27 protein-coding genes are annotated in these 24,595 nt (G+C 65.3%); 15 read left to right on the top strand and 12 right to left on the bottom strand.

Annotation, left to right across the window (positions count from 1 at the left end; translation table 11 throughout):
* The first annotated feature begins 18 nt into the window (after positions 1-18).
* From iolG to AC1RL5_RS14340, 8 genes are all read left to right on the top strand, one after another.
* A complete protein-coding gene (iolG, locus tag AC1RL5_RS14375) occupies positions 19-1,029 on the top strand; it encodes a bifunctional inositol 2-dehydrogenase/D-chiro-inositol 1-dehydrogenase (RefSeq protein ID WP_072452262.1) in 1,011 nt (336 codons plus the stop codon).
* A gap of 213 nt (positions 1,030-1,242) precedes the next feature.
* Positions 1,243-1,488: a hypothetical protein gene (locus AC1RL5_RS14370; protein ID WP_072452261.1), complete on the top strand. Its 246-nt coding sequence runs from the start codon at positions 1,243-1,245 to the stop codon at positions 1,486-1,488.
* A 41-nt stretch (positions 1,489-1,529) separates the two neighbouring features.
* The gene (locus AC1RL5_RS14365) at positions 1,530-2,456 is read left to right on the top strand and encodes a sugar ABC transporter substrate-binding protein (RefSeq protein WP_072452260.1); all 927 of its coding nucleotides are present in this window, start codon (positions 1,530-1,532) and stop codon (positions 2,454-2,456) included.
* A gap of 66 nt (positions 2,457-2,522) precedes the next feature.
* A complete protein-coding gene (locus AC1RL5_RS14360; protein WP_072452259.1) occupies positions 2,523-4,070 on the top strand; it encodes a sugar ABC transporter ATP-binding protein in 1,548 nt (515 codons plus the stop codon).
* Positions 4,071-4,101: 31 nt separating this feature from the next.
* Positions 4,102-5,124, top strand: a complete 1,023-nt coding sequence (locus AC1RL5_RS14355) for an ABC transporter permease (protein WP_011060891.1) — start codon at positions 4,102-4,104, stop codon at positions 5,122-5,124.
* A gap of 425 nt (positions 5,125-5,549) precedes the next feature.
* The gene (locus AC1RL5_RS14350) at positions 5,550-5,954 is read left to right on the top strand and encodes a TraR/DksA family transcriptional regulator (protein ID WP_011060892.1); all 405 of its coding nucleotides are present in this window, start codon (positions 5,550-5,552) and stop codon (positions 5,952-5,954) included.
* Positions 5,955-6,113: 159 nt separating this feature from the next.
* Positions 6,114-7,739: a methyl-accepting chemotaxis protein gene (locus AC1RL5_RS14345; protein ID WP_015635319.1), complete on the top strand. Its 1,626-nt coding sequence runs from the start codon at positions 6,114-6,116 to the stop codon at positions 7,737-7,739.
* 121 nt (positions 7,740-7,860) lie between these two features.
* The gene (locus AC1RL5_RS14340) at positions 7,861-8,079 is read left to right on the top strand and encodes a hypothetical protein (protein WP_011060894.1); all 219 of its coding nucleotides are present in this window, start codon (positions 7,861-7,863) and stop codon (positions 8,077-8,079) included.
* Here the strand turns inward: AC1RL5_RS14340 and AC1RL5_RS14335 are convergent.
* The 3 genes from AC1RL5_RS14335 to AC1RL5_RS14325 all read right to left on the bottom strand — a co-directional run bounded on the left by AC1RL5_RS14335 (position 8,076) and on the right by AC1RL5_RS14325 (position 9,071).
* Positions 8,076-8,315: a DUF2789 domain-containing protein gene (locus AC1RL5_RS14335; protein WP_011060895.1), complete on the bottom strand. Its 240-nt coding sequence runs from the start codon at positions 8,313-8,315 to the stop codon at positions 8,076-8,078. The two genes, AC1RL5_RS14340 and AC1RL5_RS14335, sit on opposite strands and share 4 nt — an antisense overlap.
* An 84-nt stretch (positions 8,316-8,399) precedes the next feature.
* Positions 8,400-8,762: an HlyD family secretion protein gene (locus AC1RL5_RS14330; protein ID WP_169891827.1), complete on the bottom strand. Its 363-nt coding sequence runs from the start codon at positions 8,760-8,762 to the stop codon at positions 8,400-8,402.
* Positions 8,763-8,840: 78 nt separating this feature from the next.
* Positions 8,841-9,071, bottom strand: a complete 231-nt coding sequence (locus AC1RL5_RS14325) for a hypothetical protein (RefSeq protein ID WP_026020108.1) — start codon at positions 9,069-9,071, stop codon at positions 8,841-8,843.
* Positions 9,072-9,673: 602 nt separating this feature from the next.
* On the opposite strand from AC1RL5_RS14325, the gene AC1RL5_RS14320 reads away from it, so the two are divergent.
* The 3 genes from AC1RL5_RS14320 (at position 9,674) to AC1RL5_RS14310 (ending at position 11,497) form a co-directional block, all read left to right on the top strand.
* Positions 9,674-10,144, top strand: coding sequence for a hypothetical protein (locus AC1RL5_RS14320; RefSeq protein WP_026020109.1), 471 nt, complete (start codon positions 9,674-9,676; stop codon positions 10,142-10,144).
* Positions 10,144-10,347: a hypothetical protein gene (locus AC1RL5_RS14315; protein WP_011060898.1), complete on the top strand. Its 204-nt coding sequence runs from the start codon at positions 10,144-10,146 to the stop codon at positions 10,345-10,347. Before AC1RL5_RS14320 ends, AC1RL5_RS14315 begins: the two co-directional genes overlap by 1 nt.
* 136 nt (positions 10,348-10,483) lie before the next feature.
* Positions 10,484-11,497, top strand: coding sequence for an ABC transporter substrate-binding protein (locus tag AC1RL5_RS14310; RefSeq protein ID WP_015635323.1), 1,014 nt, complete (start codon positions 10,484-10,486; stop codon positions 11,495-11,497).
* Positions 11,498-11,557: 60 nt separating this feature from the next.
* Here the strand turns inward: AC1RL5_RS14310 and AC1RL5_RS14305 are convergent, their stop codons facing one another.
* Positions 11,558-13,693: a TonB-dependent receptor gene (locus tag AC1RL5_RS14305; RefSeq protein ID WP_492589593.1), complete on the bottom strand. Its 2,136-nt coding sequence runs from the start codon at positions 13,691-13,693 to the stop codon at positions 11,558-11,560.
* An 87-nt stretch (positions 13,694-13,780) separates the two neighbouring features.
* Positions 13,781-14,167: a DUF2946 domain-containing protein gene (locus AC1RL5_RS14300; RefSeq protein ID WP_026020110.1), complete on the bottom strand. Its 387-nt coding sequence runs from the start codon at positions 14,165-14,167 to the stop codon at positions 13,781-13,783.
* 96 nt (positions 14,168-14,263) lie between these two features.
* Between AC1RL5_RS14300 and AC1RL5_RS14295 the strand changes: the two genes are divergently transcribed.
* Positions 14,264-14,701, top strand: coding sequence for a DUF3995 domain-containing protein (locus tag AC1RL5_RS14295; RefSeq protein ID WP_019094294.1), 438 nt, complete (start codon positions 14,264-14,266; stop codon positions 14,699-14,701).
* Positions 14,702-14,822: 121 nt separating this feature from the next.
* On the opposite strand, the gene AC1RL5_RS14290 is transcribed toward AC1RL5_RS14295, so the two are convergent.
* From AC1RL5_RS14290 to AC1RL5_RS14265, 6 genes are read right to left on the bottom strand one after another with little or no spacing between them, the layout of a single operon-like run.
* Positions 14,823-15,191 (bottom strand): Na+/H+ antiporter subunit G, encoded by a 369-nt coding sequence (locus tag AC1RL5_RS14290; RefSeq protein WP_011060902.1) that lies wholly within the window; start codon positions 15,189-15,191, stop codon positions 14,823-14,825.
* Complete coding sequence (locus tag AC1RL5_RS14285; RefSeq protein ID WP_011060903.1) at positions 15,188-15,466, bottom strand: K+/H+ antiporter subunit F; 279 nt, start codon at positions 15,464-15,466, stop codon at positions 15,188-15,190. The genes AC1RL5_RS14290 and AC1RL5_RS14285 overlap by 4 nt, the downstream gene beginning before the upstream one ends.
* Positions 15,463-15,951, bottom strand: a complete 489-nt coding sequence (locus AC1RL5_RS14280; RefSeq protein ID WP_011060904.1) for a Na+/H+ antiporter subunit E — start codon at positions 15,949-15,951, stop codon at positions 15,463-15,465. The genes AC1RL5_RS14285 and AC1RL5_RS14280 overlap by 4 nt, the downstream gene beginning before the upstream one ends.
* Positions 15,948-17,636 carry a monovalent cation/H+ antiporter subunit D gene (locus AC1RL5_RS14275; RefSeq protein ID WP_015635327.1) on the bottom strand — a complete coding sequence of 563 codons (1,689 nt, stop codon included), beginning with the start codon at positions 17,634-17,636 and terminating at the stop codon, positions 15,948-15,950. The genes AC1RL5_RS14280 and AC1RL5_RS14275 overlap by 4 nt, the downstream gene beginning before the upstream one ends.
* Complete coding sequence (locus AC1RL5_RS14270) at positions 17,633-17,977, bottom strand: Na+/H+ antiporter subunit C (RefSeq protein WP_011060906.1); 345 nt, start codon at positions 17,975-17,977, stop codon at positions 17,633-17,635. The genes AC1RL5_RS14275 and AC1RL5_RS14270 overlap by 4 nt, the downstream gene beginning before the upstream one ends.
* On the bottom strand, positions 17,977-20,895 hold the full coding sequence (locus AC1RL5_RS14265; RefSeq protein WP_011060907.1) for a monovalent cation/H+ antiporter subunit A: 2,919 nt from the start codon (positions 20,893-20,895) through the stop codon (positions 17,977-17,979). Before AC1RL5_RS14265 ends, AC1RL5_RS14270 begins: the two co-directional genes overlap by 1 nt.
* Positions 20,896-21,100: 205 nt before the next feature.
* Here AC1RL5_RS14265 and AC1RL5_RS14260 point away from each other — a divergent pair, with 205 nt between their 5' ends.
* Positions 21,101-21,460, top strand: coding sequence for a hypothetical protein (locus tag AC1RL5_RS14260; protein WP_492589591.1), 360 nt, complete (start codon positions 21,101-21,103; stop codon positions 21,458-21,460).
* Between the two features lie 162 nt (positions 21,461-21,622).
* Here the strand turns inward: AC1RL5_RS14260 and AC1RL5_RS14255 are convergent, their stop codons facing one another.
* Positions 21,623-22,630: a DMT family transporter gene (locus tag AC1RL5_RS14255; protein ID WP_072442447.1), complete on the bottom strand. Its 1,008-nt coding sequence runs from the start codon at positions 22,628-22,630 to the stop codon at positions 21,623-21,625.
* Between AC1RL5_RS14255 and AC1RL5_RS14250 the strand changes: the two genes are divergently transcribed.
* Positions 22,625-23,188 (top strand): helix-turn-helix domain-containing protein, encoded by a 564-nt coding sequence (locus tag AC1RL5_RS14250; RefSeq protein WP_011060910.1) that lies wholly within the window; start codon positions 22,625-22,627, stop codon positions 23,186-23,188. The genes AC1RL5_RS14255 and AC1RL5_RS14250 overlap by 6 nt on opposite strands.
* Before the next feature lie 202 nt (positions 23,189-23,390).
* Complete coding sequence (locus tag AC1RL5_RS14245) at positions 23,391-24,593, top strand: SfnB family sulfur acquisition oxidoreductase (RefSeq protein ID WP_011060911.1); 1,203 nt, start codon at positions 23,391-23,393, stop codon at positions 24,591-24,593.
* Positions 24,594-24,595: the final 2 nt, after the last annotated feature.

Raw genomic sequence — 24,595 nt, 5'->3', positions numbered from 1 at the left:
AACCACAGGAGTACACCCATGTCTTTGCAGCTAGGCGTTATCGGCACTGGTGCCATAGGTCAGGATCACATTCGGCGTTGCAGCCAGACCCTGCAGGGCTGCCGGGTGGTGGCGGTAACCGACATCGACCCGCAGCAGGCGGCCCGGGTGCTGGACGGGCTCACGCTTGAGGCCGAGGTCTACCCCGACGGCCATGCCCTGATCCAGGCGCCGGAAGTCCAGGCGCTGCTGGTGACGTCCTGGGGCCCGAGCCACGAAGAGTTCGTGCTGGCGGCCATCGCCGCCGGCAAGCCGGTGTTCTGCGAAAAGCCCCTGGCGGTGACCGCCGCCGGCTGCCGGCGCATCGTCGAGGCCGAGATTGCCCACGGCCGGCGCCTGGTGCAGGTGGGGTTCATGCGCCCCTACGACGCCGGCTACCAGGCGCTCAAGGCGGTGCTGGACAGCGGGCGCATCGGTGAGCCGCTGATGCTGCACTGCGCCCACCGCAACCCGCGGGTGGGGGAGAACTACAAGACCGACATGGCCATCACCGACACCCTGATCCACGAGCTGGATGTGCTGCGCTGGCTGCTGGCGGACGACTATGTGTCGGTGCAGGTGCTGTTCCCGCGCAAGACCGGCAAGGCCCACGCCCAACTGCGCGACCCGCAGATCGTGCTGCTGGAAACCGCCCGGGGCACGCGGATCGACGTGGAGATCTTCGTCAACTGCCAGTACGGCTACGACATCCAGTGCGAAGTGGTGGGCGAGAGCGGCATCGCCCGCCTGCCGGAGCCGCCCCAGGTCCAGCTGCGCAGCGCGGCCAGCCTGTCCAGCGCGATCCTGATGGACTGGAAGGAGCGCTTCATCGCCGCCTATGACGTCGAGCTGCAGGCCTTTGTCGATGGCGTGCGCGCTGGCCGGGTGGGTGGGCCCTCGGCCTGGGACGGCCTGGCCGCGGCGGTGGCGGCCGACGCCTGCATCGAGGCCCAGCAGAGCGGGGCGATCGTCCCCATCAGCCTGCCCCAGCGCCCGGCGCTCTACGCCTGAACCCCGGGATTTCTGTAGGCGCCGGCTTGCCAGCGAAGGTGTTTTCCAGGGCGCTGCAAGGCGTGCGGGCCCCTTCGCCGGCAAGCCGTCTCCTGCGGGAAGCGAGGGATCTGGCTGCTGGAAATGCAATTGCAGTAAAATTCTAAAATGAGTTGATATAGAAATTATTTTCCAATAAAGTCGTTTACAGGTAGCCGACCCTACAAGGTTCCCATGGCCTTCAAGCCCCGCTTGAGCCCTGGAGAACCCACCAACAAGAACAAACAGGTGCCGTCGATGAAAACCTTCCGCTCTGCTCTGCAATGGCTGTCCCGTACCCGGGGCGCCGCCTCCCGCAATCTGCCCGTCACTCCCTGGTCCTCTCGTTTATTGACCCTGCTCAGCGGCCTGTGTGTCGAACACCAGGGCGCGCTGCTGGGCTGCATGCCCGGGGCCCCGGTTCTGTATTCGCCGGCCTGAGCACGGCCACCCACCAACAAGCATGTGGAGAACGACTCTTAATGAACATTCAGAACCCAGTGGCGTGTCTTGCCCTGTCGCTGATGCTGTTCAGTGGTGCGGCGCTGGCCCAGGTGCGCATCGGCGTGAGCATGTCGCAGTTCGACGACACCTGGCTGACCTACCTGCGCGAGTCCATGGACCAGAAGGCCAGGTCCATGCCCGAAGGCGTGCAGTTGCAGTTCGAGGACGCCCGCAGTGACGTGGTCAAGCAGCTGAGCCAGGTGGAAAGCTTCATCAGCCAGAAGGTCGACGCCATCGTGGTCAACCCGGTGGATACCGCTGCCACTCGCAAGATCACCGAGGCGGCGGTCAAGGCCGGGATTCCCCTGGTCTACGTCAACCGTCGCCCGGACGACCTGAACCTGCCCAAGGGCGTGGTCACCGTGGCCTCCGACGACCTGGAGGCAGGCAAGATGCAGATGCAGTACCTGGCCGAGAAAATGGGCGGCAAGGGCAGCATCGTGATCCTTCTCGGCGACCTGGCGAACAACTCCACCACCAATCGCACCAAGGGGGTCAAGGAGGTGCTGGCCCGGTACCCCGGGATCAAGGTCGACCAGGAACAGACCGGCGTCTGGCTGCGGGACAAGGGCATGACCCTGGTCAACGACTGGCTGACCCAGGGCCGCGAGTTCAATGCGGTGGTGGCCAACAACGACGAGATGGCCATCGGTGCGGCCATGGCCCTGAACCAGGCCGGGGTGGCCAAGGGCAGCGTGCTGATCGCCGGGGTCGACGGCACCCCCGACGGGCTGCGCGCGGTGCAGCGCGGCGAGCTGGCGGTGTCGGTGTTCCAGGACGCCAAGGGCCAGGCCGACGGCTCGGTGGAAACCGCGGTGAAGATGGCCAACAAGCAGCCGGTGGACGCCGCGGTGTGGATTCCCTACCGCCTGATCACCCCGGAAACGGTCGCCCAGTTCAAGTAGGCGCCGGCCCTTCAATCACACGCGGGCCGGGCGGCGCTGGCTGCCCGGCCGCTGGAGTAGCTGATCATGAACGCTTGTGCTACTGCTTCGAGCCTGCACTCCCTGAGCCCGGCCGTGGCGCCCCAGGAGCCCTACCTGCTGGAAGTACTGAATGTCAGCAAGGGCTTTCCCGGGGTGGTGGCCCTGGCCAACGTGCAACTGCGGGTACGCCCCGGCACGGTCCTGGCGCTGATGGGCGAAAACGGTGCCGGCAAGTCGACCCTGATGAAGATCATCGCGGGCATCTATCAGCCCGACTCCGGCGAACTGCGCCTCAAGGGCCGGCCGGTGACCTTCGCCACGCCGCTGGCGGCGCTGCAGGCGGGGATCGCCATGATCCACCAGGAACTCAACCTGATGCCGCACATGAGCATCGCCGAGAACATCTGGATCGGCCGCGAGCAACAGAACCGCCTGGGCCTGATCGACCACCGGGAAATGCACCGCTGCACCGCCGCCTTGCTGGCGCGCCTGCGCATCGAACTGGACCCCGAGGAGCAGGTGGGCAACCTGAGCATCGCCGAGCGCCAGATGGTGGAGATTGCCAAGGCGGTGTCCTATGACTCCGACGTGCTGATCATGGACGAACCGACCTCGGCCATCACCGACAAGGAGGTGGCGCACCTGTTCTCGATCATTGCCGACCTCAAGGCCCAGGGTAAGGGCATCGTCTATATCACCCACAAGATGAACGAAGTGTTCGCCATTGCCGATGAGGTGGCGGTGTTTCGCGATGGCGCCTACATCGGCCTGCAACGGGCCGACAGCCTGGACGGCGACAGCCTGATCTCGATGATGGTGGGGCGCGAGCTGAGCCAGTTGTTTCCCCAGCGCGAGAAGCCTATCGGCGAGCTGCTGCTCAAGGTCCGCGACTTGCGCCTGGACGGGGTGTTCAAGGGCGTGTCGTTCGATCTGCATGCCGGGGAGATCCTCGGCATTGCCGGGCTGATGGGCTCGGGGCGGACCAATGTCGCCGAAACCCTGTTCGGCATCACCCCAAGCGATGGCGGCGAGATTGTCCTCGACGGCCAGCCCCTGCGCATCGGCGACCCGCACCGGGCGATCGAGAAGGGCCTTGCCCTGCTGACCGAGGATCGCAAGCTCAGTGGCCTGTTCCCCTGCCTGTCGGTCCTGGAAAACATGGAAGTGGCGGTACTGCCGCACTATGCCGGCGGCGGTTTTGTCCAGCAGAAGGCCTTGCGCGCCTTGTGCGAGGACATGTGCAGGAAGCTGCGGGTCAAGACCCCGTCCCTGGAGCAATGCATCGACACCCTGTCCGGGGGCAATCAGCAGAAGGCCCTGCTGGCGCGCTGGCTGATGACCCAGCCGCGGATCCTGATTCTCGACGAGCCGACCCGGGGCATTGACGTGGGGGCCAAGGCTGAGATCTACCGCCTGATCGCCAGTCTGGCCGGTGAGGGCATGGCGGTGATCATGATTTCCTCGGAACTGCCCGAGGTGCTGGGCATGAGCGACCGGGTCATGGTCATGCACGAAGGGCAACTGATGGGCACCCTGGACCGCAACGAGGCGACCCAGGAACGGGTCATGCAACTGGCTTCGGGCCTGAACTAGACGACATTCAACCCAAGGGTGGTGGCTGGCAATGAATGCGATAATCGACAACAAACCCGCGGCGGTGGCAGTCAAGCCCCGGCGACGACTGCCCACCGAGCTGAGCATCTTCCTGGTGCTGATCGGTATCGGCCTGGTGTTCGAGCTGTTTGGCTGGATCGTCCGCGACCAGAGTTTCCTGCTCAATTCCCAGCGCCTGGTGCTGATGATTCTCCAGGTCTCGGTGATCGGCCTGCTGGCCATCGGCGTGACCCAGGTGATCATCACCACCGGTATCGACCTGTCTTCCGGTTCGGTGCTGGCCCTGTCGGCGATGATTGCCGCCAGCCTGGCCCAGACCTCGGACTTCACCCGGGCGGTGTTTCCCTCGCTGACCGACCTGCCGGTGTGGATCCCGGTGCTCGCCGGGCTCGGGGTCGGCCTCCTGGCGGGGGCGATCAACGGCAGTGTGATTGCCCTGACCGGCATTCCTCCCTTTATTGCCACCCTGGGGATGATGGTCTCGGCCCGGGGGCTGGCGCGTTACTACACCCAGGGCCAGCCGGTGAGCATGCTCTCCGATTCCTACACCGCCATCGGCCACGGGGCGATGCCGGTGGTGATCTTCCTGGTGGTGGCGCTGATCTTTCATATCGCCCTGCGCTACACCAAGTACGGCAAGTACACCTATGCCATCGGCGGCAACATGCAGGCGGCGCGGACTTCGGGGATCAACGTCAAGCGCCACCTGGTGATTGTCTACAGCATTGCCGGGCTGCTGGCGGGGCTGGCCGGGGTGGTGGCCTCGGCGCGGGCCGCCACCGGGCAGGCGGGGATGGGCATGTCCTACGAGCTGGACGCGATTGCCGCGGCAGTGATCGGCGGCACCAGCCTGGCCGGCGGGGTGGGGCGCATCACCGGCACCGTGATCGGCGCGCTGATCCTCGGGGTCATGGCCAGTGGCTTCACCTTTGTCGGGGTCGATGCCTACATCCAGGACATCATCAAGGGCCTGATCATCGTGGTGGCGGTGGTCATCGACCAGTACCGCAACAAGCGCAAGCTCAAGCGCTGAGCAGGGGAGAGGCGCCGGCTGGTGCAGGAGCCGGCGTGCCAGCGAATACGCTCCCGAGCCCTGGCCCGCTCCAACGGTCTCTTCGCCCGCCGGCCGGTGCCCCTGGAAATCGTTGGAAACGGCCAGAATCCGCCGTCCGGCACTGCCGTTTGTCTTCTAACAGACCCATGGCTATGGAATTTTTTGTTATAAACGCACTCCAATAAACGCCACCAAAGCCCGCATTTGCGGGCTTTGTGCGGTTTGTCGGACAGATTCGCTGTCATTTCAGTTGCTGCGCCCTCAAACCGGCCTTAGACTGCCGCCCCTCGTAAATTGAGTGCCGGGTGGCGCTTGGAAGGTATGGCGCCTTTCTGATGACCTGACGGGTCAACCGGAAACAGTTTGAATTCGCCTTAATGCACGTATTTTTTATAGAGAAATCAATGACCAAGGAAAAGTTGCTGGCCATGCCGGCGGATGACTACATGAATGCCGAGCAGCACGCTTTTTTCAGCGACCTGTTGCAAGCCATGAAGGTGGAAACCCACGAGCGCATCGAACAGAACCGGATCGCCATTGAAAGCCTGGACACCCCGGCTGACCCGGCCGACGCCGCTTCCGTCGAAGAAGAGCGCACCTGGTTGGTCAACGCCATTGATCGCGACCAGCGCATGCTGCCGCAACTGGAACAGGCCCTGGGCCGGATCAGCGACGACAGCTTCGGCTGGTGCGACGACAGCGGCGAGCCGATCGGCCTCAAGCGCCTGCTGATCAGCCCCACCACCAAGTACTGCATCGAGGCCCAAGAGCGCCACGAGCAGATCGACAAGCATCAGCGTCAAGCCTGATCGCCAGCCCCCGCCACAGCGGGGGCTCTGTTTTTTCGGGCAGTGCCCGCCCGCACATTCTCTTGATCTGCTGCAAACCCGCGACTAAGGGACCATGGATAATGGCCCTCTAGTGGCGTCTAATGCCGCAAACAATTAGAACGATGTGGGGTGACACAGATGTCAAGAGATGGATCTCTAGCGGCGCCGGTCGCACAGCCGCTGGCAACACCCGAAACCGCCGCCCGCTGGTGGGCGCCGTCCTTGCAGAGCGCGGCGCTGATGGCGCTGTTCGCCGGCCAGGCCCTGGGCGGCTGGTCGCTGTACCTGTGCCTGCCCGTGGCGGTACTGGTGATCTGGCTGCCGCGGTTGCGCGGGCGCGGGCGGCCCCTGGTGGCGAACGCGACGGCTGACGATCAGTTGTCGGCGCTGACCCGCGACCTGTCCTACGGCACCACCCATAACGCACTGTCCGCGGCGGGCGTGGCCTACTCGGTGACCCAGCTGGCAGGCAAGCTGCAATCCCAGCTCGACGCCGCCGCGCGCATCGTCGGCAACGCCGAAGTGATGATCAAGACCGAGCAGGTCACCTCCCAACTCAGCCAGCAGGCCCTGGGCGCCGCCAGCGAGGCCCACGCCAGCAGCGCCGAAGGGCGCACGGTGCTGGGGGAGTCCATCAGCCGCATGCACCTGCTCAGCCAGCGCGCCAATGGCAGCCGTGAGCTGATCGAGGCCCTGAGCCAGCGCAGCGAGGAGATCCAGCGGGTGACCCTGGTGATCCAGTCCATCGCCAGCCAGACCAACCTGCTGGCGCTGAATGCGGCCATCGAGGCAGCCCGGGCCGGGGAACACGGGCGCGGTTTCGCGGTGGTGGCCGATGAGGTGCGCGGGCTGGCCGGGCGCACCGCCGCGGCCACCGACGAGGTCGGGGTGATGGTGGCGGATATCCAGCAGCGCACCAGCGACGTGGTGGAGCAGATCCGCCAGCTGGCCGACGACCTCAACCTGGGGGTCGAGCAGGTGGAGCACACCGGTCGTCACCTGGACAACATCGCGCGCCTGGCGGCCGGGGTGGAAGGGCAGGTCAGCGAGATCGCCCGGGGCGCCGAGACCAACCGCGAGCAACTGGACAGCCTGTTTCATGCCGTGGAGCAGATGCGCAGCGACCTGGCGGTCAGCGACCAGCAGACCCGCAGCCTGGCGCAGGCCGCGGTGCAGATGGAAGGGCAGGCGGAAACCATCAGCGAACGCCTGGCGGCTGTGGGCCTGGATGACTATCACCAGCGCATCTACGACCTGGCCCGCGAAGGCGCGCGGCGCATTGCCGAGCAGTTCGAGGCCGACCTGGAGCAGAACCGCATCAGCCTCGACGATCTGTTCGATCGTCACTACCAGTTGATCGCCAACACCGACCCGGCCAAATACCAGACCCGCTTCGACCGCTACACCGATCAGGTGCTGCCGCCGATCCAGGAATCCCTGCTGCCGCGCCACGATGGCCTGGTGTTCGCCATCGCCTGTACCCAGGAAGGCTACGTGCCGACCCACAACAAGGTTTTTTCCCAGCCGCTGACCGGCGACCCCGAGGTGGACAACCTGCATAACCGCAGCAAGCGCAAGTTCGCCGATCGCACGGGGATCCGCTGTGGCAGCCACCAGCAACCGCTGCTTCTGCAGACCTATACCCGGGATACCGGTGAGCTGATGCACGACCTTTCGGTGCCGATCATGGTCCGCGGCCGGCACTGGGGCGGGCTGCGCCTGGGTTACAAACCCGAGCAGGCGCCAGGCTCGGGCAAGGGCTGAGGCCTCCATTGTTACGCTATCGGTAATGCTGCAATGCAGGAACAGGCTGTTCCAGGGGCCGGCAAGTTAGTTAGTATGCCAACATCGTTAGGCAGCTAACTAATTTTCTGGAGGTAGCTCCATGCACAGCAAAGTCGATGTAGCGGTGATGATTGGCAGCGGCGTGCCGGCCAGCCTGCGGGCCTTGGGCCGTCGTGCGTGCTGGGTGGTTCTGGTCAATGGCGAACAGCGCGGCACGGCCTTTGCCAGCCGCGCCGAGGCCGAGGAGTGCCGGCTGGCCTGGCAGCAGCAGCTGCAGGTGCTGCTGCCAGGCGGCCGGCACCTGCGGCATTCGGCTTAACCGGCCTGGTGCAGGCGCAGGTTGAGCTCGTCCACCACGGGCGCCCAGTCGGCGTCTTCGCGCAGTTGCTGCTTGAGAAAGGCCGCTTGCTGGGGCGTCCAGAAGGGGGCGTCGATCATTTTCAGGTCTTCGTCCAGGGGCGAGTGCCGGGCGATGAAACCATCGATGGCGGCGGGGCTGGAATCCAGGCCCAACTGGTCGAACAGCCCTTCGAGGTTATGGGTGGGCGCTTCCATGGTGATCTCCTTGGGTGACGGGCAGCACCGGCGCTGCCTCAGTGCATCTGAGGCATGGCGGGCGCGCAAGTTCGATCCAAGGGTTCAGGCCAGGGTGCCGCTCTCGGCCTGGAACAACGCCGTCTGGGCCATGGACAGGGCAGTGCTGTAGGCCATGACCTGGGCCCGGGCGGACGACAGGGCCATGGCCCGGCCGGTGTCGGAGCCGGAACTGGCGCCCTTGACCGTGGCCAGGCGGGCCTTGGCCCGTTGCAGTTTCTGTTGCAGCAGCTCGATCTGCTTTTTCAGTTGGCGGATGCGTTTTTTCTTCGCCAGCAACAGCGCCTCTTCCGGGGTTTGCGCGCTGGAGCGGCTCAGGACCAGGGTCTCGCCGTCGTCCGAGGCTTCCAGTACCGCAGTGCTTGGATCCGGCTTGAGGAAGTCGGCCAGGCGAGATGGGGGTTTCAAGTCGATCATCATGATGCTCTTAAACGGATCTCGCCTTTGTATCGGTCGCGCTGTCGGATCCTTGACTGGCGCTGTCTGTCAGGCGTTCAGGGCGCCCTGGTCGATGGCCTGCTTGAGGGCCTTGGCCGACGCTCTGGCTGCCGCGGCAGCGTCTTCCGAGGTCTTGAACCAGCGATCGCGTTCCACCTGGTGGAAGGTGACCTGGGTCAGTGGGGGTTTTGCGCGCATGGCAATCACGGCCTGGAACTCGCCTTCGACTTCTCTGCACTCGCCACGAATGAAAAACTCGCCAATATCTAGTTCGGTCACTTCTAGCCTTCCCTTGGAGATGAGTGAGTGCTTGAACGCCCCCCAAGAGGGGGGCATTCAATCAATGGCGGAGTATGGCAGTTGTTGGGTGACGGCGGGCTGAGTTATATCATTTGGATTCTAGGTGGCGATTATTCTGATGATCTAATCTGAAACTTCCTGCTTCTGTTGCTGGGTAATATTACCGGCTGCGCGTCAACTCCGGCTTTTGCTGAAGTGGGTGCGCGCGAAGCCGGTGTGCGCTTTAAATAGTCGAAATGCACAAAGTTGCTCTAGAATTGCCTCTGCAACCCGAAGTGGCTGCCGACCGGGGGAATCGTGACCCGGGTGCATCCGGCCAGCAGGCCTGTTCCAGCACCCACCCCCGACGACGCGCCGCCACGCTTTGCGGGTCAGAGCTCACTCCTTACGCCTTCGACATGTGCCTGATGCATCGGCGAAATGCCCCTTGCTCAGTGCCGCCGCCAGCGTCGTGGCCAGGAGTGCCAGCTGCACTTGTGTGTATTGGGTAACCGATTGGGGTGACTACGCCGTCATGGCGGTTTTTTCGTGCCGTCCGTTTTTTTCCGGGCGACATCATTTTGAGTATCGGGGAGTGTTCCTTGGCAGTAAGTAATCTTGAAATGCATGCATTGTTCGTGTTGGGTGATTTGCGCGCAAAGCTGGTCAAGCAGTTCCAATCTCGTTTTGTCTACCTCACCGAACAGTCCGCCGAAGGCATCTACGTCGCCGAGATCGACACCGAGACGGCCCTGGTGGTGGACGACAAGCCGCGCCTTGAACTCAAGGTCGGCGATCATTTTCGCGCCGCCGTGCTGCCCAGCCGTGAAGGCGGCAAGATGGAGATCCGCTTTCGCGAGATCAAGCTGACGGTCTACGGCCTGGGCGACTACGCCTTTGTCAGCAGCCCCCTGGGGCAGGGCATCCTGTTCAAGGAAGGCCATTCGGTGGTGACCGTGTTTGCCGCCAACGAGCAGTTGCAGGAAGGCCTGACCAAGACCCTCAAGGCAGTGACCGCCAAGGCCGCCAAATGGCGCAAGGGCGAACTGGTGAGCTTCAAGGCCAGCGAGTGATGAGCCAGGGCCGCGCCGCGTTTCACCATGAGCATCAACAGGCCGCGAGCGCTGAAGCCCGGCGCCTGTTCGCGCAGAAGACCGTGCTCCAGGGCGCCTGGCTGAACTGGGTCGCCGCCCAGCTGTACAACCTGCGCCCCGCGGCCTACGCCAGCATGGTGCGCCGCGAGTTGCAGCGGTTGCAGGAGCCTCCGGCCTCTTGAGCGGCCATCCGGGAAGGGCCTGGGGTTGAAACTACTGAACCTCTACTACAGTCAGTTGACTTAATGCTTTGGGGGCCGTGCGCTTAGGCGCTGCCTGCCCCTGTGGCCCAGGTCCTGACCCAAGAGGTGTACCCCGATGAAAGGAATCCGCGCGCTGCTGGCCAGCAGCCTGTTGAGCCTTGCCGCCCTGAGTACGGCGCAGCCGGTTGTGGCGGCGCCGCAACCGATTCATTTCGCCGACCTGAACTGGGAAAGCGGCAGCCTGATCACCGAGATCCTGCGGATCATGGTGGAGCAGGGCTATGGCTTGCCCACCGACACCTTGCCCGGCACCACCATCACCCTGGAAACGGCCCTGGCCAACAACGACATCCAGGTGATCGGCGAAGAGTGGGCGGGGCGCAGCCCGGTGTGGGTCAAGGCCGAGGCCGAAGGCAAGGTGCAGGCCCTGGGAGATACGGTCAAGGGCGCCACCGAAGGCTGGTGGGTGCCGGAATACGTGATCAAGGGCGACCCGGCCAAGGGTATAAAGCCCCTGGCGCCGGAGCTGCGCAGCGTGACCGACCTGGCCCGCTACAAGGACGTGTTCAAGGACCCGGAGAGCCCGGACAAGGGGCGTTTCCTCAACAGCCCGATCGGCTGGACCTCGGAGATCGTCAACCAGCAGAAGCTCAAGGCCTATGGCCTGCAGGACAGCTACGTGAATTTTCGCAGCGGTTCCGGAGCGGCCCTGGATGCGGAGATCAGCTCGGCGATCCGTCGCGGCAAGCCGATCCTGTTCTACTACTGGTCGCCCACGCCGCTGCTCGGGCGCTTCAAACTGGTGCAACTGCAAGAACCTCCCTTTGACGCCGAAGCCTGGAAGACCCTGACCGACGCCGCCAACCCCAACCCCCGGCCAACCCGTTCCCTGGCCTCCAGGTTGTCGATCGGGGTGTCCACGCCATTCCAGAAGCAGTACCCGCAACTGGCGCAGTTCTTCGCCAAGGTCGACCTGCCCATTGAGCCCCTGAACCGCGCCCTGGCGCAGATGAGCGAGAACCACAGTGCCCCGCGGGACGCGGCCCGGGCCTTCCTCAAGCAGCACCCCGACGTCTGGCGCGCCTGGGTGCCCCGGGACGTGGCGGACAGGATCGCCGCCACCTTGTAGGCGCCGGCGTGCCGGCGAATGGGCCCTTGAACCTTGCGCCCGGCGGGTGCAGGGCAGGGGTCAGAAGCGGGTCTGCACCGCCACCTCGAAGGTTCGCGGCTGGCCCAGGTAGTACGCCGGGGACACATGGGCGAACTGGCCATAGACCTCGTTGGTCAGGTTGCGCACCCGGCCGGTCACTGTGGTGTGGCTGTCGACCTTGTAGCGCAGGAAGCTGCCGTACAGGGTGTAGGCAGGCATCCGCAGGGTGTTGGCGTTGTCGGCGTATACCGAGGCCACGTAGCGCGCATCGACCCCGGTCTGCCAGTTGGGCGACAGGTCATAGGTCAGCCACAGGTTGGCCAGCCGGTCCGGTACGTTGGTCGGCGTGTTGCCTTTGCGTGAAACCACCGCGCCGCTGGCGATCTTCTCGTTGAACTCGCCGTACTCGGCATCCACCCAGGCGAAGTTGGCTTGCGCCAGTAGCTTGGGGGTGATGTGCAGGGAACTGGCCAGCTCGATGCCCCTGGAGGTCTGCTGGCCCACCGGGATGCTGTTGGCCGGGTCCAGGGGATCGGTGACGGCAAAGTCCTTGCGCTCGATGCGATAGGCGGCAACGGTCGCCGAACCCCGTCCTTGCAGGTAGTCGAACTTGCTGCCCACTTCCCATTGCTTGCCCGTGGACACCTCGAAGTTCTGAGTGCCACTGGGCTGCTCGGCGGCGGTGCTGTACTGCACGTAGACATTGGCGCTGGGCAGGAACTGCCAGGTCAGGCCCAGGCGCCCGGTGACCGGTTCCCAGCTGCGCTTGAGGTGGCGCGGGTTGCTGGCGGTGATCAGCCGGTGGTTGGTCACGTCCAGGTCGATGGCGTCGTAGCGCAGGCCGCTGAGCAGTGACAGCTCGTCGGTCAGGGCCAAGCGGTTCTCGACGAACAGGGCGCGGGTGGTGACCTGGTTGGTCTTGTCCTTGGCCCAGCCCTGGCGGGTGCCCTTCAGGTCATAGAAGTACCCCGGCTGGAAGTTGCCGGGTTCGACGCTGTTGCTGGCCGGCACGTTCCAGGGCGAGTTGGTGGTGCTGTTGACCTTGTACTCAAACCCCCCGGACCAGGTGGTGTCGAGGCCGAACAGCTGATCATCGTGGCGCAGTTCGAACTGGTTGCCGTCCTGCTGGCCCTGGTGCCGTACCAGGTAGGCGGTCGAGCGGTTCACCCGGCTGTTGTCGGCGTTGTACTGGTAGGTCTCCAGGTTGCGATAGTCGCGCTGGCTGTCCAGGTGGTAGAGGGTGTTGCGCAGGCTGGTGCTGGGGTTGATCCGGTAGTCGATGATCGAGCGCAGCCACACCGTGCGTTGCTCATACAGGCCATCGGCGACGTTGTAGTTGTTGAAGCGGTTGTGCTTGTCGATCTTCAGCTCACCGGCCTTGGGATTGAGCACCGGGGTGCCCCAGTAGGGGCTGTCCTCGTGTTCATCCTGGTATTCCACCGCCAGGGTGTGGGACAGGTCCGGGGTCAGGTCGCTGAGCAGGGAGAAGGCCAGGCTCCAGGCATCCCTTTCCTGGCGGTCGATGTAGCCGTTGCTGGTGTTGTGGCTGACGTCCAAGCGCGCGTAGTGCTGCACCTCGGCACCGGCCGGGCTGAGGGCATGGTTGACCCCGAAAGCGGTCTGCGTGGTGTCGTAGCTGCCGTAGCCGAGCAGGCCTTCGGCAGCCTGTTCGCGGCGGTCCGCGAGCTTGGTCACGTAGTTCAGCGAACCGCCCACGGAGCCGGCGCCATTGATCAGCGACGAGGGGCCGCCCACCAGTTCCACCCGGTCGTAGATCCAGGCGTCCACGGGCCGGGCCAGGCCGGTGGCGACGTTGATGCCGTTGAACATCTGGGTGATCTGGCTGCTGGTAAAACCACGGTAGGAGACGAAGCCGCCGAACCCCGGCGGCGCACTGGCGTTGACCCCGGGCAGGGCGTTGGCCGCTTCCTGGAAGGTGCGGGCGCCGCTTCGCTCCAGGTCCTGGCGGCTGGCCACGGCCACCGAGGCCGGGGTTTCGCGCAGGCTCAGGCCCAGGCGCGAGGCCATGCCGCTGGACTGGTCCAGGTTCAGGCCCGGCTCGGCATCGGCCTCATCGGCGCCGATGGTGGTGGGGGCCAGTTCGAGGCTCGGCTGGCCCCAGGCATTGATCGACAGGCAGCCCAGCAGGCTCGCCAGCAAAGGAAGGTGTTTCATCGGTGCATCCTGAATTCTTGGCTAGGAAAAGGCCCACGAACGCGCGCCGCGCGACAGCGCAGTGGGCAGGTTGAGCACGAGCAGGAATCAGGCGAGAGGCGGTGCCCGGGGATGGGCCGCGGGCCAGGTGGAGCGGGCGGGGAGGTCGGTCTTGGCCAGGGTGCGCGCAGGCGGGGCCTGGGGCTGCGGCAGCAGGGCCAGGGTCAGGCTGGAGTTCAGGGCCGGGCCCATGCCGCCGGTGGAGCACAGCGGGCAACCGAAGGCCTTGGAGAGAGTGGGCAGGGAGCCCTGGTCGGCCGGTTTCTGCAGCGGCGCCTGGGTGGCAGGGTCGACGCTGCAGAACTGCCCGCCGATGCCGTTGAGCTGCATGCCGAGCATCTGCCCGTGGCCGATGCTGCAGGCGAACACGTTGAACAGGACGCAGCAATAGAGCATCCAGGCAACGAGCGAGCGATCGGAACGGGCAAATTTCATGGGGCGGCACTTTATCATCGAAGGCGACGAACGTACTTACAAAAACGGTCAATCGAGTCCATTCTTCAGCGACATTTTCTGCACGGACGTCTGAACATGAATCTTCTGCTCGCACAGGGGGTGGCTGGCAGCTTCCTGTTGATCAGTCTGATCCATCTGTACTGGGCTGCGGGTGGCAAGCGTGGCAGTGATGCGGTGATTCCCGAGGTGCCGGGGCCGGGGCCCGGCATGACCCAGCCGGCGTTCCGTCCGCCGGCCCTGGCCACGATGCTGGTGGCAGTGGCTTTGTTGCTGGTGGCGATGCTGGTGTGCCTGAGGGTCGGGCTCTACCTGCCGACGGTGACCCACCCGTCTCTGCAGTGGGTGATCAGCGCCATTGCCTTGCTGATGTTCGCCCGGGCCATCGGCGACTCCGAGCTGGTGGGTTTTTTCAAGGAAGTCCGGGATTCGAAATTCGCCCGCCTCGACACCCTGTTCTATTCCCCCCTGTGCGTGGTGCTGGGGGCCGGGTTGCTGGTGCTGGCCTGGGCTTGAGGGCAGTCAGCCGGCGCTGGCCAGTGCAGGAACTGGCTTGCCAGCGAAGGCGTTTTCGAAGTCACCGCAAGGCTCACGGGCCTCGTCGCCGGCAGCCGGCTCCTAGGTGCAGCGGATGTGCTCAGTTGCCGGTTTCGCTGCGTTTGCTGCTGATTTCCGCCGGCACATCGTCGCCGGCCATGCGCTTGCGAAACAGCGCGGCCCGCGCCAGCAGCAGGGTGGTCACCGGTACGGTGATGGACATCAGCACCGGGATCAGCCAGGCGTGCAGCACCGGCCCGGACTTGAGCGCGGAAAAGTACAGGATCGACGCCAGGGCCACGGCCCAGGAGCCCATGGTGGAGGCCAGGGCCGGCGGGTGCATGCGCTGGAAGTAGCTCTTCATGCGCAGGATGCCCAGGGCCCCGATCAGGGCAAACACACTGCTGATCACCAGCAGCAGGGCCACCAGCACTTCCACCCACAGTGGCAATTGTTCCAGGCTGTTCATTCGATCACCTCGCCACGCAGAAGGAATTTGGCCAGGGCGAAGGAGCCGACAAAGCCGAACAGGGCGATCAGCAGCGCCGCCTCGAAGTAGGTGTCACTGGCGTAGCGCACGCCCAGCACCAGCATCATCAGCATCGCCAGGATGTACAGGTAGTCCAGGGCCAGAACCCGGTCCTGGGCCGAGGGGCCCTTGAACAGGCGCACCAGGGTCAGGACCATGGCCAGGGAGAAAATGAACAGACTCAGCAAGATCGCGTTGGTCAGCAGGACACTCATTCGAAAATCTCCATCAGCGGGCGCTCGTACGTGGCCTTGAAGTGCTGGATGAATTGCGCCTCGTCCTTCAGGTCGAAGACGTGCAGCAACAGCAGGCTGCGGTCCAGGGACAGCTCGGACCAGACCGTGCCCGGCACCACCGTGGTGATGGTGGACAGCGCCGCCAGGCCATTGGCGTCCCGCAGGTCCAGGGGGATCTTGACGAAGGCCGAGTGCACCGGGCGCCGGCCGTTGTTGAGCACGCCCCAGGCCACCAGCAGGTTGGACACCAGCACGTCGCGGCCCACCACCAGGAACAGGCGCAGGATGGTGCCCGGGCGGCGGATGCGGATCGGCAGGGGCCGCAGGGGCTGCATCAGCAGCGGCGCGAGAAAGCCCAGCAGGGCGCCCAGCAGCAGGTTGCCCGGGCTGAGGGACAGGTTCAGCACCAGCCAGAGCAGCCACAGTGCCAGGGACAGGAATGGCGCGGGGAACAGGCGCTTCATGGGTGCACCTCCACTGCCGCTGCGGTCTTGGATTCAGGGCTGAGCACGGTGCGGGTGCCGAGCACCGCCATCACGTAATGCTCCGGGTGGTTGAGGCTGTCGGCGGTGGCCTGGGTGAAGCGCAGCAACGGCTCGGCCTTGAAGCTGAGCAGCACGCAGAGCCCCAGCAGCGCCACGATCGGCAGGCACTCCAGGCGCCGCAGCACCGGCGAAGGGCGTTCCTCCGGGGTCCAGAAGCGCTGCACACCCAGGCGGGCAAAGGCAATCAGCGAGGCCAGGCCCGAGAGGATCAACAGCGCCAGGAAGCACCAGGCCGCCGGGGTGATCGGCGCGCCCTCGCTGGCCCCCAGGCCCTCGGGGTTGAGCAGGGCGGCAATCAGGTTGAGCTTGCCGATGAAGCCCGATAGCGGCGGCATGCCGATGATCAGCAAGGCGCAGGCGATGAAGCTCAGGCCGAGGAAGGCCATGGTCCAGGGGATCACCTGGCCGACCACCACTTTCTGTTCATCGTCGAGGTTGCTGCCCCGTGGCGGGTGCAGCGACTCCATGGGCCGCGGCAGGATCTCGCCTTCATCCTCCAGGGGGATCTCATTGGCCGAGCGCGAACGCTCGATCAGTTCTGCCAGCAAAAACAGCGCGCACATCGCCAGGGTCGAGCTGAACAGGTAGAACAGCGCCGCGCCGGTGAGGGCCGGCTGGGCGAAGCCGATCACCGAGATCAGGATGCCGGCCGACACCAGGATGCTCAGGCTGGCCATGCGTTCCAGGCGCTGGGCCGGAAGAATCGCCAGGGCCGCGCAGAAGATCGTCGCCATGCCGCCGTACACCAGCCACTGGCTGCCGAAATAGGCCGAGGCCCCGGCTTGCCCGGAGAACAGCAGGGTCCACAGGCGCAGTACGGTGTACACACCGACTTTGGTCATGATGGCGAACAGTGCCGCCACCGGCGCGCTGGCCGAGGAGTAGGCGGGCACCAGCCAGAAGTTCAGTGGCCACATCCCGGCCTTGGCCAGGAAGGCGATCGCCAGGATCGCCGTACCGGCGTGCAGCAGGCCGCGGTCGGCTTCCGGCACCAGGGGGATCTTCATCGCCAGGTCGGCCATGTTCAGGGTCCCGGTGACCCCGTAGATCATCGCCGTGCCGATCAGGAACAGCGACGAGGCCAGCAGGTTGATGGTGATGTAGTGCAGCCCCGAAGACACCCGCGCGCGCCCCGAGCCGTGCAGCATCAGGCCGTAGGACGCCGCCAGCAGCACCTCGAAGAACACGAACAGGTTGAACAGGTCGGCGGTCAGGAAGGCCCCGTAGAGGCCCATCAGCTGGATCTGGAACAGGGCATGGAAACTGGCCCCGGCGCCATCCCAGCGGGCCATGGCGAACAGCAGCGCGCTGACCCCGATGATACCGGTGAGCACCAGCATCAGCGCCGACAGGCGATCGACCACCAGCACGATGCCGAACGGCACCTGCCAGTTGCTGGGCAGGTACACGCCGAAGGAACCGGTGGCGCCCTGGACCTGGGTCCAGTACAGCAGGTAGCCCGCCAGGCACAGGCCCAGCAGGGTGGAGAGCAGGTTGATCCGGGCTTTCAGCGGGCGATGCTTTTCCCCCAGCAGCAACATGATGCCCGCGGTCAGCAGCGGCAGGAGGATGGGGGCGACGATCAGGTGCGACAACGGATTCATTCCTTGGGCTCCCGGCCATCGACGTGGTCGGTGCCGGTCAGGCCCCGGGACGCCAGGAGCACCACCAGAAACAGCGCAGTCATGGCGAAGCTGATGACGATGGCCGTGAGCACCAGCGCCTGGGGCAGCGGGTCGGTGTAGTGCAGCAGGTCCTGGGGCACGCCGTCCTTGACGATCGGCTCCTTGCCGATGAACAGGCTGCCCATGCTGAAGATGAACAGGTTGACCGCATAGGACAGCAGGCACAGGCCCATCACCACCTGGAAGGTCCGCGGGCGCAGCACCAGCCAGACTCCGGAAGCGGCGAGGACCCCAATGGCGATTGCGATGACTTCTTCCATCAGGCGGCTCCGTTCTGAGTCAGGGATTTGGCCTGGCTGGCCGGCTTGTGGGCCCGCACCGACTGGTGCGCCAGGGCCGTGAGGATCAGCAGGGTCGCGCCCACCACCACGGCGTACACGCCGATGTCGAAGAACAGCGCGCTGGCGATGTGGATGTCACCGAACAGTGGCAGGTCCACATGCAGCGTGTGGGTGGTCAGGAACGGGTAGCCCCAGGCCAGGGCGCCGAGGCCGGTGGCCAGGGCGACCAGCAGCCCGGTGCCCATCCAGCGCAGCGGCCGCAGGCTCATCTGCGCCTCGACCCACTGGGTGCCCGCCACCATGTACTGGAGGATGAAGGCCACCGACATCACCAGCCCGGCGACGAAACCGCCACCCGGCAGGTTGTGCCCGCGCATGAACAGGTAGAAGGACACCACCAGGGCAATCGGCAGCAGCAGGCGCACCAGCACCGCCGGCACCATCATGAAGCCCAGGGCGGTGTCGCTGGCCTGGCGCGGGTTGACCAGGTCGGTGACCACGTCCGGGGCCAGCAGGCGCTGCTGCGCCGGCAACTGCATGCTTTCCTTGGGCGGGCGGAAGCGGCGCAGCAGGGCGAACACGGTCAGGGCCACCGCCGCCAGCACGGTGATCTCGCCCAGGGTGTCGAAGCTGCGGAAGTCCACCAGGGTCACGTTGACCACATTGGTGCCGCCGCCTTCGGGCAGGGCGCGGCTGAGGTAGAACGAGGAAATGTCGTTGGGAGTGGGGCGGGTCAGCATGGCGTAGGACAGCACTGCCATGCCCAGGCCCACGGCCACCGACAGGCTCAGGTCGCGCAGGCGGCGGATGCGCGCCTTGGGCACGCTGCTGGGCAGGGGCGAGACGTCCTCGATCCGCCGTGGCAGCCAGCGCAGGCCGAGGAGGATCAGCACCGTGGTCACCACTTCCACCACCAGCTGGGTCAGGGCCAGGTCCGGCGCCGAGAACCAGACGAAGGTCACGCAGGTCATCAGGCCGCAGACGCTGACCATGGTCAGGGCGGCCAGACGGTGGTACTTGGCTTGCCAGGCGGCGCCCAGGGCGCAGGCGATGGCCAGCAGCCAGAAGGTCACGAAGACGATGGAACCGGGGATCTTCGGCCGGTCGCCCCAGGTCAGCTGGCTGTAGAGCATGGGGATCAGCCCGGCGATCACCGCCGCCAGGATCAGCACGAACAGCTGGGTCTGCAGGCGCTTGGTGCTCAACCGGCGTTCCAGGCGCCGGGCCAGGCGGGTCATGCCCACCAGGCTGCGCTCGAACAACAGCTTGCCGTTGAGACGGCCCACGCCCGGCGGGTAGGCGAAACGGCCCGCCACCAGCGGCTTGTGCAGCAGCAGGTAGAGGACGATGCCGCAGGACATGGCGATCAGGCTCATGATCATCGGGGCATTGAGGCCGTGCCAGATGGCCAGGCTGTATTCGGGCAGGGTCCCGCCCACCACCGGCAGTGCCGCGGCGGCCAGCAGCGGGCCGATGATCTGCGCCGGGAAGATCCCCACCAGCAGGCAGGTGAACACCAGCAGTTCAACCGGGGCACGCATCCAGCGCGGCGGCTCGTGGGGCGTGTGCGGCAGGTCGGTGGCCGGCTCCCCGAAGAACACGTCGACCGTGAAGCGCAGGGCGTAGGCCACGCTGAAGGTCCCGGCGATGGTAGCGATCACCGGCAGGGCGATTTCCACCCAGGCGCTGGAGTTGATGAACACCGTCTCGGCGAAGAACATCTCCTTGGACAGGAAGCCGTTGAGCAGCGGCACCCCGGCCATGGAGGCGCTGGCCACCATGGCCAGGGTCGCGGTGTAGGGCATCAGCTTGATCAGGCCGTTGAGCTTGCGGATGTCACGGCTGCCGCTTTCGTGGTCGATGATCCCGGCCGCCATGAACAGCGAGGCCTTGAACGTGGCGTGGTTGAGAATGTGGAACACCGCCGCCACCGCGGCCAGCGGGCTGTTCAGGCCCAGCAGCAGGGTGATCAGCCCCAGGTGGCTGATGGTGGAATAGGCCAGCAGGCCCTTGAGGTCGTTCTGGAACATCGCGCAGTAGGCGCCCAGCACCAGGGTGCAGGCCCCGGCGCCGCTGACGATGTAGAACCATTCTTCAGTGCCGGACAACGACGGCCACAGGCGGGCCAGGAGAAACACCCCGGCCTTGACCATGGTCGCCGAGTGCAGGTAGGCCGAGACCGGGGTCGGTGCGGCCATGGCGTGGGGTAGCCAGAAGTGGAAGGGGAACTGCGCGCTCTTGCTCAGGGCGCCCAGCAGGATCAGGGGCAACAGGATCGGGTAGAGCGCGTGGGCGCGTATCTTGTCTCCGGCAGCCAGTACCTGGTCCAGGTCGTAGCTGCCCACCACATGGCCGAGCAGCATGACCCCGGCCAGCAGGCACAAGCCCCCGGCACCGGTGACCATCAACGCCATGTAGGCGCCGCGGCGGGCATCGGAGCGGTGGTGCCAGTAGCCGATCAGCAGGAAGGAGAAGAGGCTGGTGAGCTCCCAGAAGAACACGATCTGGATCAGGTTGCCGGAAATCACCAGGCCGAGCATGGCGCCCATGAAGGCCAGGAAGAAGGCGAAGAAACGCGGCACCGGATCTTGCGGCGACATGTAATAACGCGCGTAGAGCGCCACCAGGCTGCCGATGCCCAGCACCAGCAGCGAGAACAGCCAGGCGAAGCCGTCCAGGCGCAGCACGAAGTTCAGCCCCAGGCTCGGCAGCCAGGCATACTCCTCGCGAATCACCCCGCCATCGGCGATCTGTGGGTACAGCAGAGCCACCTGGATGGTGCCAATGAGTGCCACCAGGCCGGCCAGCAGAGATTCGGTGTTACGTGCGTTGTGCGGCAACAGGGCCGCCAGACAGCTGCCGATGAATGGCAGAAGCAGTAGAACTATCAGGGACATAGGCTTCTAATCTGCGGAAAAGTATGACGCATAATACGTGCCAGGCCCTGGATCACCAACCGCCATGCGCGGCCCGGGCCCCCTAAGAAATGTTACATACGCTTTCAAAGGTAGGAGACAAATGCCTGATGCGCCCGTTCACCGGGTGCTGTGGGGCAAATGCCCTGCCCAGCTCAAGCCGCCACAAGGATCGACAAGGGTGCACATGATTAAAGGATCGGCCTTGGGCCGGCTGTTTCGACGGGGCGCGTTCGCCGTGCTGTTCACCGCCTTTGGTGCGGCATCGGGCATTGGCCTGGAGCATTATCTGGACCGCCCCGATATGCTCAAGACCCGCCAGGCGCTGGTCATCGAAGGCTCGCAGGGGGATGAGCGCAACTATGTGCTGCCGCCGGGCACGGTGCTCTATTTCGACCGCGCCTTTGCCGAGGGGCATGCGCTCTACCACGCCTACTTCTACTATCACGGCGAGCCTGAAAATGACCGGGTACTGCTGGAGCCCAAGCACAAGGGCTCCCTGACCGTCCCCACCTGGCTCTACGCCCCCGGGGACCCCGCACTGTAGGCGCTTGCCTGCCAGCGAGAGCGCCTGCAAGAGCACCTTCGCCGGCAAGCCGGCTCCTACAGTCCCCACCACTAACCCAGCCAGCCGTAGGCGCTGGCTTGCCAGCGAAAGGGCCCTCAAGAGCTCCCTCACCAGCAAGCAGCCCCCGCAGCGGGCCGTTGCTCAGGACTCCACCGCCTCGCCGCTCTGCTGTCCGGCTTCTGCCTTGGGCTTCCATTCGCTGATGATCACCGCCAGTACGATCAAGGCGCCGCCCAGCAACGCCAGCCCCGGCAGGCGCTCCCCGGCGATGCGCCCGACAATCCCGGCCCACACCGGCTCGCCGGCATAGATCAGGGTGGCGCGGGTCGGCGAGACGCTTTTCTGCGCCCAGTTCATTGCCAGCTGGATCACCGCGCTGGCAGCCCCCAGGCCCAGGGCGCTGGCCAGCAGCAGCCAGGAAAACCCAGGCAGCGCTTCCCCGGTCGGCCACACCATGGCGAACGCCAGCAGCGAGGTGACCGCCAGTTGCACCACGGTGACCCGGCGCACATCCACCCGCCCGCCGAAGCTGCTGATGAGGATGATCTCCGCGGCAATGGCCACGGTACTGATCAGGGTGGCGATCTCCCCGGGGCTGAAGTCCAGGGAGGCGCCATTGGGCCCGGACAGCAGCATCAGCCCGGTGAACGCCAGCATGATGCCGATACTCGGCAGCAACCCCGGGCGCTTGCCCATGAACAGCCATTGCAGCAGCGGCACGAAGGGCACATAAAGGGCGGTGATGAACGCCGACTGGCTGCTGGGAATGCTTTGCAGGCCCACGGTCTGCAAACCGTAGCCGAGCATGATCGCGGTGCCGATAAAGGCCCCGGCGCGCAGTTCGAACAGGGTCAGGCCGCGCAAGTGGCGCAGTGAGAATGCACCGACCATGCACGCCGCTGCGGCAAAGCGCAGGCCGACGAAGAACATCGGCCCGCTGACGCTCATGGCGTTCTGCACCAGCAGGAAGGTGCCGCCCCAGATCATGGTGATCAGCACCAGCACGGCTTCGGCCTTGCTCAACTTGAACTGGAATCCGCGGGAGGGCGTTGCTGTCATGGCCTTGCGTGCTACCTGAGGGGGACGCACAATGCGCCGGAAGTTGGGCAGTATACTGCGCAGGCCCCAGGAGTGAGCAATATAGTGCACAAAGAAAACGTCCAGCGGGCCTCGGTCCTGCAACATGTCAGCCTCAACGTCCGCCGCCTGCGCAATGCCGCGGGTTTGAGCCAGAGCGCCCTGGCGGAAAAATCCAATGTCAGCCGGCGGATGCTGGTGGCGATAGAGGCGGGGGAGAAGAACGTCAGCCTCGGCACCCTGGACCGGGTGGCCGAAGCCCTGGACGTGGCCTTCAGCGACCTGATCCAGGCCCCGGAATCCCGGGATTCGAGCCGCATCAACGAGCTGGCCTGGGCCGGTGCTATCCCCGGCAGCAAGGCGCTGCTCCTGGCCAAGGCCGAGGCCACCCGTGAAGTGGAGCTTTGGGAATGGCAGCTGGAGCCTGGCGAGGTCTATCACTCGGAGTGCGACGCCGAGGGCTGGAGCGAGCAGATCTACGTCTTCGAAGGCTGCCTGACGGTGTTTTTCGGCGACACTGAACGGCGCCTGGAATGCGGTGACTTCTTCATGTTCGCCAGCCACGTGCCCCACGGCTACCGCAACGACGGCACCCGGGCCACGCGCTTCGTGCGCAACGTGGTGATCTGATGCTCCGTGGCCCGGCAAGCGCTGTTTGCCCAGCAACAGCAGTTGGACATTTTGCCTGTTTTCAGTTGATGTCTTTTAGCTGAATTATCAAGCAAGCTGCTGATATTAAAGGTTTTTATATTTAGGCACGACTCCTGCAATTGTCCTGGAAAGAACCCCGCGACGGGTGTTCACCTTGATGTTCAGGAAGCGGAGTCGGCCCATGACAGCCCCAGCCCAACCCTCTCGCAGTGCCCATCTCATCCAGAACGATGCGCAAGCCATCAGCGTGGCCCGGGCCCTGGCCCAGCGCTTTGCCGTGGAGGCGGCGCTGCGTGATCGCGAGCGGCGCCTGCCCCGGGCAGAGCTCGACGAATTTTCCGCCAGCGGCCTGTGGGGCATCACCATCCCCAAAGAGTACGGCGGCGCCGGGGTGTCCTACGCCACCCTGGTGGAAGTCATCAAGCTCATTTCCGCCGCCGACCCGTCTCTCGGCCAGTTGCCGCAGAACCACCTGGGAGTGGTGGACATCCTGCTGCAGACCGCCAGCGAAGAGCAGAAGCGCCATTACTTCGCCAAGGTGTTGCAGGGCTACCGCTTCGGCAATGCGTTTTCCGAGGCCGGCAGCAAGCACGTCGGCGCCTTTGAAACCCAGATCCGTTTCGACGGCGAACAGGCGCAGATCGACGGCGAGAAGTTCTACTGCACCGGGGCGCTGTTCGCCCACATCGTCCCGGCGGTGGCGGTGGACGAACACAACCAGGCGCACATTGCCTTTATCGAGCGCGACAACCCTGGCCTCACGGTGATCGACAGCTGGGACGGCTTCGGCCAGCGCACCACCGCCAGCGGCGGGGTCAGCCTCAAGGCGGTGCGGGTGCCGCGCAGCGCGGTGATCCCGGCCCATCGGGCCTTCGACCAGCCCACCGCCGATGGCCCGATCTCGCAAATCATCCAGGCCGCGGTGGACACCGGCATCGCCGTCGCCGCCCTGGAAGACGCCAAGCACCATGCCCGGCAATCCCGGCCGTGGATCGACAGTGGCCTGGACCATGGCTGGCAGGACCCGTTCACCATTGCCGCCATCGGCGACCTGGAATGGCGGGTGCACGGCACCGAAGCGATCCTCGCCAAGGCCGCCGAGGCGGTCGATCAGGCCCTGGCCCAGCCCGGTGAAGACAGCGTCGCCCAGGCCTCCCTGGTGGTGGCCCAGGCCAAGGTGCTGTCGGCGGAGAGTGCCTTGCTCGCCGCCAGCAAACTCTTCGAGCTGGCCGGCACCCGTTCGGTGTCGGGCAAGTACAACCTCGACCGCCACTGGCGCAACGCCCGCACCCACACCCTGCACGATCCGGCGCGCTGGAAATATCACCTGATCGGCAACTACCTGCTCAACGGCATCAAGCCGGCCCGCCACGCCTGGAACTGAAG

It is taken from the genome of Pseudomonas sp. GW822-FHT06D10, assembly GCF_058799535.1.
Note: the sequence above shows the minus strand (reverse complement) of the source record. Positions and strands in the feature narration are given on the sequence as shown.